Annotated in this window: 14 protein-coding genes; 9 read left to right on the top strand and 5 right to left on the bottom strand. The window is 44.4% G+C overall.

Translation table 11 applies throughout. From position 1 onward, the window contains the following. Positions 1–135: 135 nt before the first annotated feature. The 5 genes from rpsF to ABWT76_RS17565 all read left to right on the top strand — a co-directional run bounded on the left by rpsF (position 136) and on the right by ABWT76_RS17565 (position 3,943). On the top strand, positions 136–465 hold the full coding sequence (gene rpsF / locus ABWT76_RS17545) for a 30S ribosomal protein S6 (protein WP_054466197.1): 330 nt from the start codon (positions 136–138) through the stop codon (positions 463–465). A 252-nt stretch (positions 466–717) separates the two neighbouring features. Then, complete coding sequence (gene rplU / locus ABWT76_RS17550) at positions 718–1,083, top strand: 50S ribosomal protein L21 (RefSeq protein WP_054466196.1); 366 nt, start codon at positions 718–720, stop codon at positions 1,081–1,083. Positions 1,084–1,289: 206 nt separating this feature from the next. Further along, on the top strand, positions 1,290–1,559 hold the full coding sequence (rpmA, locus tag ABWT76_RS17555) for a 50S ribosomal protein L27 (RefSeq protein ID WP_054466195.1): 270 nt from the start codon (positions 1,290–1,292) through the stop codon (positions 1,557–1,559). Positions 1,560–1,759: 200 nt separating this feature from the next. Further along, positions 1,760–2,746: a porphobilinogen synthase gene (hemB, locus tag ABWT76_RS17560; protein ID WP_054466194.1), complete on the top strand. Its 987-nt coding sequence runs from the start codon at positions 1,760–1,762 to the stop codon at positions 2,744–2,746. A gap of 708 nt (positions 2,747–3,454) precedes the next feature. Continuing rightward, positions 3,455–3,943: a GNAT family N-acetyltransferase gene (locus ABWT76_RS17565; RefSeq protein WP_369817713.1), complete on the top strand. Its 489-nt coding sequence runs from the start codon at positions 3,455–3,457 to the stop codon at positions 3,941–3,943. Here the strand turns inward: ABWT76_RS17565 and ABWT76_RS17570 are convergent. The 5 genes from ABWT76_RS17570 to hetR all read right to left on the bottom strand — a co-directional run bounded on the left by ABWT76_RS17570 (position 3,888) and on the right by hetR (position 9,101). Next, a complete protein-coding gene (locus tag ABWT76_RS17570) occupies positions 3,888–4,961 on the bottom strand; it encodes a sensor histidine kinase KdpD (RefSeq protein WP_054466192.1) in 1,074 nt (357 codons plus the stop codon). The two genes, ABWT76_RS17565 and ABWT76_RS17570, sit on opposite strands and share 56 nt — an antisense overlap. Before the next feature lie 95 nt (positions 4,962–5,056). After that, entirely contained in the window at positions 5,057–5,668 is a 612-nt protein-coding gene (locus ABWT76_RS17575) for an L-threonylcarbamoyladenylate synthase (protein ID WP_054466191.1), read from the bottom strand. Positions 5,669–5,876: 208 nt separating this feature from the next. After that, a complete protein-coding gene (prmC, locus tag ABWT76_RS17580; protein WP_354634684.1) occupies positions 5,877–6,782 on the bottom strand; it encodes a peptide chain release factor N(5)-glutamine methyltransferase in 906 nt (301 codons plus the stop codon). A gap of 98 nt (positions 6,783–6,880) precedes the next feature. Then, positions 6,881–7,648: a Tic22 family protein gene (locus tag ABWT76_RS17585; protein ID WP_054466189.1), complete on the bottom strand. Its 768-nt coding sequence runs from the start codon at positions 7,646–7,648 to the stop codon at positions 6,881–6,883. Between the two features lie 547 nt (positions 7,649–8,195). After that, positions 8,196–9,101 carry a heterocyst differentiation master regulator HetR gene (gene hetR / locus ABWT76_RS17590; RefSeq protein WP_054466188.1) on the bottom strand — a complete coding sequence of 302 codons (906 nt, stop codon included), beginning with the start codon at positions 9,099–9,101 and terminating at the stop codon, positions 8,196–8,198. Positions 9,102–9,525: 424 nt separating this feature from the next. Here hetR and ABWT76_RS17595 point away from each other — a divergent pair, with 424 nt between their 5' ends. From ABWT76_RS17595 to ABWT76_RS17610, 4 genes are all read left to right on the top strand, one after another. Further along, positions 9,526–10,191: a Uma2 family endonuclease gene (locus tag ABWT76_RS17595; protein ID WP_190878836.1), complete on the top strand. Its 666-nt coding sequence runs from the start codon at positions 9,526–9,528 to the stop codon at positions 10,189–10,191. Between the two features lie 364 nt (positions 10,192–10,555). After that, complete coding sequence (locus ABWT76_RS17600) at positions 10,556–11,263, top strand: Uma2 family endonuclease (protein WP_354634686.1); 708 nt, start codon at positions 10,556–10,558, stop codon at positions 11,261–11,263. Positions 11,264–11,810: 547 nt separating this feature from the next. Continuing rightward, the gene (locus tag ABWT76_RS17605) at positions 11,811–12,875 is read left to right on the top strand and encodes an NAD-dependent epimerase/dehydratase family protein (RefSeq protein WP_054466185.1); all 1,065 of its coding nucleotides are present in this window, start codon (positions 11,811–11,813) and stop codon (positions 12,873–12,875) included. Positions 12,876–13,005: 130 nt separating this feature from the next. Beyond that, entirely contained in the window at positions 13,006–13,437 is a 432-nt protein-coding gene (locus ABWT76_RS17610; RefSeq protein WP_354634687.1) for a DUF4351 domain-containing protein, read from the top strand. Positions 13,438–13,577: the final 140 nt, after the last annotated feature.

Raw genomic sequence — 13,577 nt, forward strand, 5'->3', positions numbered from 1 at the left:
CACAAATCCCCAACAAAGTTAAACCTTACTTCTTCAGTGGTGATAGTTGGCGATCCATTTGGCTGACCTGCCACGGGCGGCAAACCAAGCCACAAAACCCAAAGAAGTCTTAATGTCCAAAAGGAGAATTGGAAGATGAAAAATTTCATGTACGAAACCATGTACATCCTGCGACCCGACCTCGGAGAAGAGCAAACTGAGTTGGCGATCGCCACCTATCAAAACCTCTTGCGGGAAAGTGGTGCAGAAATTATCGAAACTCAGCATCGTGGGAAGCGTCGTTTGGCCTACGAAATCGGCAAGTATCGCGAAGGCATTTATATCCAAATGAATTACCGCGCCGAAGGGAAAGTGATCGCCCTGCTCGAACGCACCATGCGGATTAGTGAAGATGTGATTCGTTACCTGACCATCAAACAACCATTAACCTTGAATCAAGCCGAAGCCGCAACCGCTCAAGCTTAATCTGGCTTTTGGATGGTCGATCAATGATGTTGACCAATGATGTTGGCGTCATCAAAAACCCAAAATCTTCCCATCCTCAAATCCCCGACCCATAAATACTTAGTGTTTGACACAAAAGCAACCACTAAGTAATAATTAAAGATTGGCTGTCTATTTTTGCTCGGATCAGGTTGAAAAAAACGCTGAAACATCGCCAGCATTCATAGAGCAACCAGCTACAGCTACCTGTACGGCAACTATCCAAACAATTCTATGACTTACGCAATTATCGAAATGAGCGGCACACAACTCCGAGTGGAGCCTGGTCGCTTTTATGATGTGAATCGGCTGCCGGTAGAAGCTGACGGCACCATGAGTATTGACCGGGTTTTACTGGTCAAGCACGAAGACAATATTCATGTGGGCCAACCCCTCGTAGAAGGGGCTACCATCGAAGCCACGGTCATGCAACATCTGCGTGGCCGTAAAGTGCTGGTGTACAAAATGAAGCCGAAAAAGAAAACTCGCAAAAAACGGGGACATCGGCAGGAACTCACCAGAGTTATGATTACTTCTATTAGTCTCAATGGTTCTGTGTTAGCCGCCGCCAATGTAGAGACAGAACAAGGCGATAGCTAAAATATTGAGTATGCGCGAAAATATGAGCGCCAAAATATGAGCGCCAAAATATGAGCGCAAACATCTTCCATTCCTATTCATGGTTGGTCGTGAAGGAGAAATCGTTCACTGCCAACCATCAAGGATAGAAGGTTAACCGATCGCAATTCAGGATTAACGGTTTACAAGGTTTACACTGAATTATTCACATACATTAGAGGGAAAAAATGGCTCATAAGAAAGGTACAGGTAGCACTCGTAACGGTCGTGACTCGAATGCCCAGCGCCTTGGAGTAAAACGTTACGGCGGTCAAGTCGTTAAAGCTGGCAATATTTTAGTCCGTCAGCGGGGAACTAAATTCCACCCAGGAGCAAATGTGGGTCTGGGCAAAGATGATACTCTGTTTGCCTTAATTGATGGTGTCGTGACTTTTGAGCATAAAACCAAATCCCGCAAAAAAATCAGTGTTTATCCCGTGGCTCAAGAGACGGCCTAAACACCAGATATTTTTGAAATCAAGGCAAAAATCTATGAAAAAAGCACACTCGGGTCGGGTGTGCTTTTTTTGGCCTATGGCCAGAGTATTTTTCCGGATCGGCGGCTTTGTAACGAATCGTTACCAAATTAATGATTAGTAAGTCAACCAGAAGTTTTACACTGGTTTTACTTAAGATTATTGAACTTACGTTAACTCCTATGTTTCCAACTCATCGCCCCCGTCGTCTGCGTAGTCATCCTCAGTTACGCCGGATGGTTCGAGAAAATATCGTGACGACCAATGATTTAATTTACCCACTGTTTGCCGTACCGGGAATTGGGATCGCCAACGAAGTAAAATCCATGCCCGGAGTTTATCAGCTTTCCGTGGACAAAATTGTTGAAGAGGCGAAACAAGTCTATGACTTAGGCATTCCGGCGATTATCCTATTTGGCATTCCCGAAAGCAAAGATACGGAAGCAACTGGCGCGTGGCATGATTGCGGCATTGTCCAAAAAGCTGCCACTGCCGTCAAAGAGGCCGTACCCGATCTGATTGTGATTGCCGATACTTGTCTATGTGAATACACCAGTCATGGTCACTGTGGCTATTTGCAAGTGGGTGACTTGACCGGACGGGTACTGAATGACCCCACCTTAGAATTACTAAAGAAAACCGCCGTGTCTCAAGTGAAAGCCGGGGCGGATATTATTGCCCCTTCAGGGATGATGGATGGGTTTGTGCAAGCGATTCGGTCTGGTTTAGATGAAGCCGGATATGAAAATATTCCCATTTTGGCCTATTCGGCCAAGTATGCCTCTGCTTATTATGGGCCGTTCCGGGATGCGGCCGATGGGGCGCCCCAATTTGGCGATCGCAGTACCTATCAAATGGATCCGGGGAATGGCCAAGAAGCCATCAAAGAAATTGAACTGGACATCGCTGAAGGGGCAGATATGCTCATGGTCAAGCCAGCTTTAGCCTACATGGATATTATCTGGCGGGTCAAACAAGCCACCAACTTGCCGGTAGCGGCTTATAACGTCTCTGGGGAATATTCTATGGTCAAAGCCGCTGCCCTCAACGGCTGGATTTCCGAAGAGAAAGTAGTGATGGAAACCTTAACCAGTTTTAAACGAGCCGGTGCCGACTTAATTTTGACCTATCACGCCAAAGATGCGGCTCGATGGTTAAAAAATGCTTAATATGAAAGCTTAATTTTTAGCCCATGATGGCTAAGATTTTACGGCTGGTGGATATTTGCTTTGGCGACCGTTTGCCAATGGATTCACCTTCAGGGGGCGAGGTTCTATTCCCAGAAACCCGCCCTGGTCTTTTTCCACCCACTGTCAAAATAAATATCAATGATCCTGGGATGGCGAAGATGCCTCATTCGTCGGCGATCGCAGTTCCCCTACCCTGTCCGTGTTATAAAACATAGACACAAAAATCTCTGAAAATCAATTCATATGTGTTATAACCTTAATAAAGGTATAAAATAATACAATCAATCGAACACTTGATTCAGTTACAATCCACAAATCCAATTTGGTTCTAAAATTTTGAGACCCAAAATGAGTAACCAATTAACTAGCTGTAAGCCTAAGAACAGATCATTGGTTTTCTGGAGAAATAATTTTGATCCCAAAATTAAAGTTGTTTAGAGCTACGTTTAGCCTATATTACTGGCAACAATACCCGGTAAGTATAGTTTTATTTCTCTAAAGAATATTGAGCCATTTAGTCTGATATTCATTGATATTAAGCACCGAAATCTTCAGAGCATTCTCTGAATGATTTCTCGATTCGACGCTAAATTAATTATCCGGTCAAACAGGGGCGCTTGAAGCTAAAAATCAAAATTTAGCGATTGTTTGACGTGGTAAGTTTTCTGATTCACTTGAGGTTCAACCATTAAAAAGATGAGAAGGGATTGCAGTCACATCCAATTTCGCGAAGGTCACGCATCAGTTGATCTGAATCAACTGAAATCCTTATTTGAAATAACAGCTTTTTGGGCAAAAAAACGAGAATTAGAAGGTTTAGCCGTGGCGATCGCCCATAGTAACCCAGTCGTCACCGTCTGGGATCGCCAGCGTCTAATTGGATTTGCCCGCGCTACCTCCGATGGAGTCTACCGAGCCACCATATGGGATGTGGTGATTCACCCAGAATATCAAGGAGTCGGTTTGGGACGAAAGCTCGTGGAAACAGTCCTCAGTCACCCATTGATGAATCGAGTAGAACGGGTATATTTAATGACCACCCATCAACAGCGTTTCTATGAGCGGATTGGATTTGAGGAAAATTCCACCACCACAATGGTTCTATACAATCAGCCTGAGTTTAATCCGATTCCGGCGGTGGAGGCACCAAGGGAAGTGAGCATTGAATCCTGGTGAGATTAGGATCTTCAGCATCCGCAGGGGTTTCGAGAATTTCTAACCGCCCCTGCATTAGATCCAGGATGCTACAAGTCATCACTAAGTTAAGACCCGCAGAAACATGAGGATTAAGTTCTAAAGGGTCTTGAGGATTAAACTCCCTCGGCGGCTGCCCCTCAGTTAAAATATTGAACTGGGATTTTTTTGCCGCCCCAGAGTTGGACGCTTTGCTGCCTCGATTCAGTTCTTTGGTCAGTAAATCTAAGGCCTCTGTCCAACTTTCATGGGGACGAGGGGCTTCAATCCAAATATGAATTTGCTCCGAATATTGATCAACTTGGGCTGAGACCGAAATACTACCGAGTTCTTCGGGAGTAATGGCGCTTTCTACCAGGTTGACCAGCACAGGGGTCAGCCATTGCTCATCGGCCAGGACATAAATATTTGGGTCTGGAAGGACGATTTTTAGAGGAATATTCCGATTAGCCGCTTGCATCTCGCTGAGATAACGGACTTCCTCAAAAACTTCGGCTAATTGCAACGGTTCCAGTTTAATGGGACTTTTCCCCGATTCAGTTCGGGAAACATCTAATATTTTATCGAGCATATCGATCATTTTGACCGCAGAGATATTGGCATTAGCTAAAAACTCCCTTTCTTCCTCTGGAGAATCGCACAGATCCGACAAAATTAGCTGATGTGTACCAATCAAGCCATTCAAAGGCGATCGCAACTCGTGAGTCACCCTAGCCAAAAACCCGGCTTTAAACTGGCACATTTGCTGGGCCATGTAATAATCAAGCGTCAATTGTTTAACCTGTGCTTTCAGATCGGCAATTAACTGAGTTTGTGATGGATCGACGGCAGGCAGAGAAACTTGGGCTTCTGAAACGGGGCTGAAGGCAAACGGGTTTGAGGGCTCGATAATTTTTTGTCCTTTCCTGGGGTTGAGTAAACGCCGAGAACCCAATAGCCAGCCCAAGCTAAAGCCGACTCCCAGACCCACAGCCAGATTCACCAAGTTACTCCAATCCATAATCGATTTATCCTGATTAATTTAATTGAATAAAGATGCTTGGATGTTGCCATCCATCGTCTTTGTTTAAGATTGCCAATGTAATTTTCCGCTACTCAGAGATCATTTTCCGAGCGGTGGGTTAAATTCTGGGTTAAATTCACAGATCCTTGACGCAAAATTTGCCAACCCTCACCAGTCCACTTAGCCACCGTCGAAGGTAATCCCGATCCGGATTTTCTTTTATCCCCGTTCAAAGTAAAAACTTCTGGGAACGCTGCCGCAATTTCTGCCATCGTCGTTAGGGGCGGTTCTCCGCTTCGATTGGCACTTGTGGTCGCCATTGGGCCTGTTGCCGCCAGAATTTGGCAAGTTAGTTCACAGTTAGGGACTCTGATTCCCAAGGTGCTGGGGTCGATCGGGTTCATGGCTTTTGGCGCGATCTCTGATGCCGGTAAAACCAAAGTCAAGGATCCAGGCCAGTAGGTTTTGGCGGTTTGCTGCCAAATCTCTCGTTCTGCCGCCGTACCACTGACATAAGGCCAAAGGTCTTCAGGACTTGCCCCCATTAAGATCAGTGGTTTATCCGCCGGACGCTGTTTCGCTGCGAAAATTAACTCTGCTTGATCCGGGAGGGTTGCTAATGCGGGGACTGTATCTGTAGGAAAGCTGACAAGATTTCCAGATTTCGCCTGAGTAATTAGTTCGGTTAGAGAAACTTGACTCATCAATCGGTGATTCAGAAACGATTTCTTATTTACAGTTTGATCATAATAGGCTTTTTGCCGTTATGAATCAGTCATTGGCCAAACATTTGAGAATTAGGCATGACCGAATTGAAAATTATATATTGAAAATTATATTGAAAATTAGAGGGATTGAGGGTTTTGATGCGCTGAATCTCCAGATAGATAAAATTCAATTAGATTTTTTGATTTATTTTCGATACGCCAAGGCAAATCTTTCTATGCCCGCGAGATCCCGGTGAATGGTAATTTTTTGATAGCTGCCTTGGCTGTTTAATAATTGTCTCACTTCTGCGGCCTGACCAGCCATCATTTCAAATAGCAAAATGCCCTCTGGTTGTAAATAGTCTGGGGCTTGGTTAATTAAATGGCGAATACAATCTAGTCCATCCGCACCCCCATCTAGGGCTAGGTGCGGTTCATGGTGGGCGACTTCCGGTTGCAGTTGGGGAACAATCTGACTGGGAATATAGGGGGGATTGCTGACAATGCCATTGAGTTGACCTCGAAGTGCCTGTAATGGTTCAAACCATGAGCCTTGATTGAAGTGAATCCGGTTTGACCACCCAAGAGTTTGAGCATTTTTTTGGGCGATCGCCAATGCTGCTGCGGATATATCCACTGCATAAATTGTCGCATTTGTCAATACTTCCGCTAATCCAATGGCGATCGCCCCACTGCCAGTGCCCAAGTCTGCCCACTGTTCTGGGATTTCTGAAATAGATCGGGGATCTACCTGATCGTGAGCAGCGGCGATCGCCAGGTCGATTAAACATTCGGTTTCTGGACGGGGAATCAGCACCGCATTGCTGACCTGCAAAAAAAAGTTTCGCCAGGGGGTGATCCCGGCGATATACTGAACCGGCAAACGTTCTTCAAGTCGTCGTTGCCAAAGCTGAGTTAACTGGATCAGAGGGATTTGCATATGAATCTGCGATCGCGTTTTAAAAGATTGCAACCGTAACTCCAACTTTTCCAAATCCGCCACTGTTTGCAGCAGCCAATCTATCTCTTGCAGGGGGACATTAAACTCCGCTGCCTGAGAACGAGCCTCTTGACACCACTGCCACAGTTCTAATCCAGATACAATTACCACTCGCGATCGCCCTTGATAAATTAGTTCGATAAATTAGTTCGATAAATTAGTTCGATAAATTAGTTCGATTAATTAGTTCGATTAATTAGTTCGATTAATTAGTTCGATTGTTGGTTTGGCTGTTGATTTGGCAGAGAGCGAATATAATCTATAGATTCTTGGGGGGGAATTAACACAATCTGATTTAATTCCTGAGCGTTGCTAGTTTCCAACAGATTAATCACTCCCTCAAGATTGACCACTTGAATTTTCACCGAAGCCGCCAAATCTGGCTGTTGTTCTCTTAAACGATTTAACATCGTTTGCAACTGTTCTTTTTGGAAAAACAAGGGAATAATTTGATTGTTGCCTTGTTGAATAGTCAAATAACCGTTATCAGCACCACCTGTGGCCAAAAACAAAGGAACTCCACTAAAGTTATCCGGAGACTCACCGTTATTCTGAAGCACTTGTAAAGCTGACTGAACTTGTGTCTGTGTCGGTACATAGTCAAATACAACGGCTTCTTCAGGATTATTTTCACTTGCTTGTTCCATTTGGTAAATCTCCGCCAGGGAAACAGGAGTTACCCGGACATCACTCAAATTCGGATTATTTTGACTTAATAGCTGCTGAACAAAATTATCCGCATCTTGTTTGCTAATAAATACTCCAGCAACCGATGTAGTATTATTATCCTGACTCACCGACGCTAACAGCGGTGAACCTTGTGAGTTGGTAATAGTAAATACTGGAACCGGAATCAGCTTTTTGATAATCTGTTCTTGCGGCAAAGCGATCGCCCGCAGATTACCCAGAAAAGATGCCCCGACTAATGTACTGGTCAAGAAACCAAACATGGCGCCCCAGCGCAGTAATTTTTTCATAATTTTACCTATTTTTACCTATTTTTACCTATTTTTGATGACGACTGTTCTATAACTTGAATCAAATTCATGGAATTTGTCAGTTTTTTCAACCCTGGGATGAGATTTTCCCGGTGCTTCACTTGATCGAGACATCAGTTATTGCCAGACTGATTCCGCAAAAATGAGTCAATTCTGGGGAAACAGTAAAACCTACAAGAAAGATTGCCGATGCAGTGCCACCTCTCAATGATAAACTTTTGTCCACCAATTTTTGTGGCTGTTGACAGACCTGACCCATTTAATTTTTTTAATTTTGAGTAAATTTTCTCGAATCACCGGATGCATCAAGGGATAGATAATTTCCGTATTCTGATTCAAGATACCTATGCATGAGTCACTACAGACAGACTGGGGTAATTCCGCCAGAGTTCCCTTTATCTGAGGATTCCTCTGATCAACACTTTTGTATAAGTCAAGCTAATTTTGCCTGGGAAGTTAAGAAATAGAATTGAGGAAAGGCTCATCTCTATTTGTCCACATTTATCAACTTCCCAGATACCTACATTTATATATCGTCTTCCTTTTCCCCAAAAACCATTTGCAGGATCATCGGCTTTCCTCCGGGTTTATGGTATCTATCAGCCCAAGCGCGGATGACTTCATCCAATTCTTCCATCGCTTGTTCATGGCGTTCTGGAGGAATATCGAGTTCTTCGATCACTCGCATCACTTGGGGTTGTTTTTCTGCCCAGTCCTTCATCATTCTAAAGTACCGTGCAGTATCTTCCACCATTACATAAGTCCGCTCTTGATCGTCCGGAGGGGAGTAAGACGAGCGACTCAGGGCGAAAAAGGGCATTCCCCAAGGTGAATCGATTTTAGTCACCGTCCCGGAGTAGATTAATCGGCGCTTGATATGTTCTGCGAGTGCTTCACTCAGAGGCATTTGTCGCTCCGGTGGGAACACTTCTTGAGCGCGATTATGCAAATATTCAATCAGTTCCATAAATTGGAACGAGTTAATCACTTGAGCATCTGGCAGATATTGGGGAAGTTTTTTCTCTAACAACCGTTTTTCATCACTGGTTAGATTATTCCCCGGAATTCTGGCCATCCCCGGTTGCCAAGGATAGCGTTCTAGCCAGATATAAGGAAACTGAATTAAATAGCGAGGTTCTTGGGAACCCAACATTTTTAACAGTTTTCCTTCAGTCAGGGCTTGCTGAACTTCTTTGACAATTGCTTTAACCCGCTTAGGCTCAATATGATGCAGATGACCTGTCATCCGCAGGTTTTGACCCTGCTCCATGTAGGTCATATAAATTGCACATTTAGCAGCGGTGGCTGCCGCATCCAGAAATGCTCCGTGACGGTGCCCGCTTGTTCTCATGGCACTGAATGCCAGGTATAACATGATCTGATCCATGGCGCTGGGGCTAAGACTTTTGATCAGATCGAGGTCGTTACTCATTGCCGCTTCCTTTGAGTTGCTGATTTTACCCAGTTTCTAGCACTATAAGCCAATTGCTAGGCTAAATTACCTTGCTTTGGCTATAGGGGAACCGATCAGTAGCTGCACCTTGTTGCTTTGATGATGATCTTGGATTTGGAAACCCATTTGGGATCCTATCACATTTTCCCTGTTTGCCATTTTCCGTAAAAGTTACAATTTACGGAAAATTTGCATTAAATAAATTTGAGATGCACGTAAGGCATCCTTGGTTTTATTCTTTCCTCAAGTGTAGCAAAGAAAAACAGAATCAGTTGCTTTTGAATCATTAAAAATCCCATGAGCTTTTAGGGCGATCGCCCAAAAGCTTCCCAGATCCCAGATCCGCCGACACCACGGATGCGATCGCCTAAAATCAAACTAGAACCCAGAGAAGATAAAGCCTATGACACTCTCTTTAGACCGTAACATCATTTATCCCGATAGCGATGGACAACCAATGGCAGACAATACCCAACAATTTCGCTGGATTGTTTTAATCAAAGAAAATCTAGAATGTTTATTTGCCCAAAATGCTGAAGTATTTGTAGCCGGAGATTTGCTTTGGTATCCCGTAGAGGGACGACCAGACATTCGCGTTGCCCCAGATGTATTCGTAGTTTTTGGCCGCCCCAAAGGAGACCGGGGGTCTTATCGCCAATGGGTTGAGGAAAATATCGCCCCCCAAGTGGTCTTTGAGATTTTATCCCCTGGTAATACCTTCAAGGAAATGACCAAGAAGTTGCAGTTTTACGAGCGCTATGGGGTCGAGGAATATTACATTTATGACCCCGATCGCAATCATTTGACCGGATTACAGCGACAAGAAGGAAATCTCACATTTTTAGAAAATGTATCAGACTGGACTAGCCCTCGATTGGGGATTCGTTTTGTCCTCGAAGCAGATACCTTAGCCATTTATTACCCTGATGGTCAGCGCTTTCTGACAACTGTTGAGTTGGCGCAACGGGGACAACAGGAAAAACAACGCGCCGATTCCGCAGAGGTCGAAATTGCTCGCCTGAAAAAACTGTTGCAACAGGCGGGTATCAATGCGGATGAAGTGAAATAATTACTTTTTTCGGTTTCCCCAGCCCTCAAATTGACTAAAAATTAGTGAAATTTGGGGGCGGGGAGGACGAAATCAGTAAATCCCGCAATTGTACGCCCGGTCGAGAAACCAATCTGCCTGAGACGATATTTGCCAAATCTTTTCCCCTTGAAATCGGACAAATTTTAGCTCCGAGTTTTTTCCCAGAGTAACATGAATTAAAGGAAATCGTGTAAATCACTATGCTTTTGTGATTTTCAAAATCAATTTTCATAAGTTAATGGTCAATTGTTAATTATTTTACCCTGTTCCCTACACCCTACACCCTAGATATCAATGATGCGATCGCCTAAAATCAAACTAGAACCCAGAGAAGATAAAGCCTATGACACTCTCTTTAGACCGTAACATCATTTATCCCGATAGCGATGGACAACCAATGGCAGACAATACCCAACAATTTCGCTGGATTGTTTTAATCAAAGAAAATCTAGAATGTTTATTTGCCCAAAATGCTGAAGTATTTGTAGCCGGAGATTTGCTTTGGTATCCCGTAGAGGGACGACCAGACATTCGCGTTGCCCCAGATGTATTCGTAGTTTTTGGCCGCCCCAAAGGAGACCGGGGGTCTTATCGCCAATGGGTTGAGGAAAATATCGCCCCCCAAGTGGTCTTTGAGATTTTATCCCCTGGTAATACCTTCAAGGAAATGACCAAGAAGTTGCAGTTTTACGAGCGCTATGGGGTCGAGGAATATTACATTTATGACCCCGATCGCAATCATTTGACCGGATTACAGCGACAAGAAGGAAATCTCACATTTTTAGAAAATGTATCAGACTGGACTAGCCCTCGATTGGGGATTCGTTTTGTCCTCGAAGCAGATACCTTAGCCATTTATTACCCTGATGGTCAGCGCTTTCTGACAACTGTTGAGTTGACCCAACGCGCCGAACAGGAAAAACAACGCGCCGAACAGGAAAAACAACGCGCCGAACAAGAAAAACAACGCGCCGATTCCGCAGAGGTCGAAATTGCTCGCCTGAAAAAACTGTTGCAACAGGCGGGTATCAATGCGGATGAAGTGAAATAATTACTTTTTTCGGTTTCCCCAGCCCTCAAATTGACTAAAAATTAGTGAAATTTGGGGGCGGGGAGGACGAAATCAGTAAATCCCGCAATTGTACGCCCGGTCGAGAAACCAATCTGCCTGAGACGATATTTGCCAAATCTTTTCCCCTTGAAATCGGACAAATTTTAGCTCCGAGTTTTTTCCCAGAGTAACATGAATTAAAGGAAATCGTGTAAATCACTATGCCTTTGTGATTTTCAAAATCAATTTTCATAAGTTAATGGTCAATTGTTAATTATTTTACCCTGTTCCCTACACCCTACACCCTAGATATCAATGATGCGATCGCCTTCGGGATAGCACTCTCCTGCACGTCCATCTTCACCCAGGGGCATCAAGCGAAGCAGCGTAACAGCGAATCCCTTATAATGATTGCCAATAGAGCGTAATGAAACCCCAGATTTGAATTTATGTCAAACAAATTTAACCAAACCCTCTCTCAAGATAACCAGACCGATCGTGGTTATTATTGTTATTATAAGTTTTCGGATAAATTAGAAAATAAATTATGAAAAATAAAAAAATTTTGGTTACGGGTTCCAGTGGCTTAATTGGTAGTGAGGTGGTTACTTTTTTCGCCCACGAAGGCTACCAGGTTCATGGCGTTGATAATAATATGCGGGAAACCTTCTTTGGCTCTCAGGGCAGTACCCGATGGAATCAGCAACGCCTAGAAAGTCAATTTGCCAATTTTTTCCACCATGAGTTGGATATTCGCGATCGCAGTGGGGTTCAATCTCTGATCGCCGCCATTAAGCCAGATGCGATCGTTCATACAGCAGCCCAACCCTCCCACGATCGCGCTGCGGCCATTCCTTTTGATGATTTTGATACCAACGCCGTCGGTACTCTCAACCTGCTGGAAGCAACTCGACAATATTGCCCTGAGTCTCCCTTTGTTCATATGTCCACTAATAAGGTCTATGGGGATGCGCCAAACCAACTACCATTAATTGAACTGGACACCCGCTGGGAGTTCGCCCAAGAACCCTGGATTGATGGCATTCCCGAAACTTTCACCATCGATCAGTCGAAGCACTCCCTGTTTGGGGCATCTAAAGTGGCTGCGGATATTCTCGTTCAAGAATATGGTCGCTACTTTAATATACCCACCTGCTGCTTGCGGGGAGGGTGCCTCACTGGGCCTAGCCATAGTGGGGTAGAACTACACGGGTTTCTTAGCTATCTAATTAAGTGCAATGTTGAGGGTAAGCTTTATACTGTCTATGGTTACAAGGCTAAACAGGTGCGCGACAATATTCATGCTTGGGATGTGGCCACTTTTATCGCCTCATTTATCCAATCACCACGAGTGGCGGAAGTATATAATCTTGGGGGAGGTAAGAATAATAGTATTTCCATGATGGAGGCTTTCGCACTGATTTCGTCTATTAGTGGCAAACCCATGAAATATGAGTATTCTGAACGGGCTCGCGAAGGAGACCACATTGTTTACTATAGTAATCTGGCAAAAATGCAAGCGCATTATCCCCATTGGCAAGTCAGCAAAGATTTGAAGACAATATTTACAGAGATATATGATAGTTGGCAAAACCGCTCGATGTTTAGTTAACATCTGGCATCTATGAGCAAAATCATTTTTCACATTATGACGGGGTGTAGGGTGTAGCCCTTCATCCCTTAGACCCTTCGACAGGCTCAGGGTTAAAGGCTTAGGGTAAGAGGTGTAGGGTGTAGGGGCTGTGTGCAATGCCAAATCGATTTTAAGCCGTACCCAAACCCAGAGAGACTTTGAAAAATACCTGGATTTGGTCGTAGGGGCGAACGGCCGTTCGCCCCTACTGGTAAATAAATTCGATAATTTGAGCATTGAGGAGATACGCAATATGTTGGATCTCAGAGAAGCAGATGTTACCAAAACCCGCTTTTATCAAGAAGTGATTCAAATTGGACGGCAAGAAGGTCGCCAAGAAGGAGAACAACTAGGACAACAACTGGGAGAAGCGAATTTGATTGTGCGTCAGATATCTCGCCGTTTTGGGGCGCTGACTCCCGAACAAGTTTCACAAATTCGTAGTCTGTCGATTCCTGAACTGGAGTCTCTGGGTGAGGCTTTGTTGGATTTTCAATCTCTTGGGGAGTTAGATTCCTGGTTCCAAGACAATTCCCTGTAGGGACACAGAGGACACAGCATTGCTGTGTCCCTACGGCTAGGTTTGGATTATTGCGATCGCCTCCCTCGCCTGAGCTTCGCTTCACGCCTTCGGAATAGCTTTGAGGAACAGAAAAAATGATATCGCCTCAAAAGACTAGC

Origin of the sequence: Planktothricoides raciborskii GIHE-MW2 (assembly GCF_040564635.1) — a bacterium.
Lineage (GTDB): Bacteria > Cyanobacteriota > Cyanobacteriia > Cyanobacteriales > Laspinemataceae > Planktothricoides > Planktothricoides raciborskii.

What these genes read in the sequence shown, in the direction of transcription:
- rplU (WP_054466196.1), top strand. Translation starts at nt 718, where the DNA reads ATGACTTACGCAATTATCGAAATGAGCGGCACACAACTCCGAGTGGAG.
- hemB (WP_054466194.1), top strand. Translation starts at nt 1,760, where the DNA reads ATGTTTCCAACTCATCGCCCCCGTCGTCTGCGTAGTCATCCTCAGTTA.
- rpsF (WP_054466197.1), top strand. Translation starts at nt 136, where the DNA reads ATGAAAAATTTCATGTACGAAACCATGTACATCCTGCGACCCGACCTC.
- ABWT76_RS17600 (WP_354634686.1), top strand. Translation starts at nt 10,556, where the DNA reads ATGACACTCTCTTTAGACCGTAACATCATTTATCCCGATAGCGATGGA.
- rpmA (WP_054466195.1), top strand. Translation starts at nt 1,290, where the DNA reads ATGGCTCATAAGAAAGGTACAGGTAGCACTCGTAACGGTCGTGACTCG.
- ABWT76_RS17585 (WP_054466189.1), bottom strand. Translation starts at nt 7,648, where the DNA reads ATGAAAAAATTACTGCGCTGGGGCGCCATGTTTGGTTTCTTGACCAGT.
- ABWT76_RS17605 (WP_054466185.1), top strand. Translation starts at nt 11,811, where the DNA reads ATGAAAAATAAAAAAATTTTGGTTACGGGTTCCAGTGGCTTAATTGGT.
- ABWT76_RS17575 (WP_054466191.1), bottom strand. Translation starts at nt 5,668, where the DNA reads ATGAGTCAAGTTTCTCTAACCGAACTAATTACTCAGGCGAAATCTGGA.
- hetR (WP_054466188.1), bottom strand. Translation starts at nt 9,101, where the DNA reads ATGAGTAACGACCTCGATCTGATCAAAAGTCTTAGCCCCAGCGCCATG.
- ABWT76_RS17595 (WP_190878836.1), top strand. Translation starts at nt 9,526, where the DNA reads ATGACACTCTCTTTAGACCGTAACATCATTTATCCCGATAGCGATGGA.
- ABWT76_RS17570 (WP_054466192.1), bottom strand. Translation starts at nt 4,961, where the DNA reads ATGGATTGGAGTAACTTGGTGAATCTGGCTGTGGGTCTGGGAGTCGGC.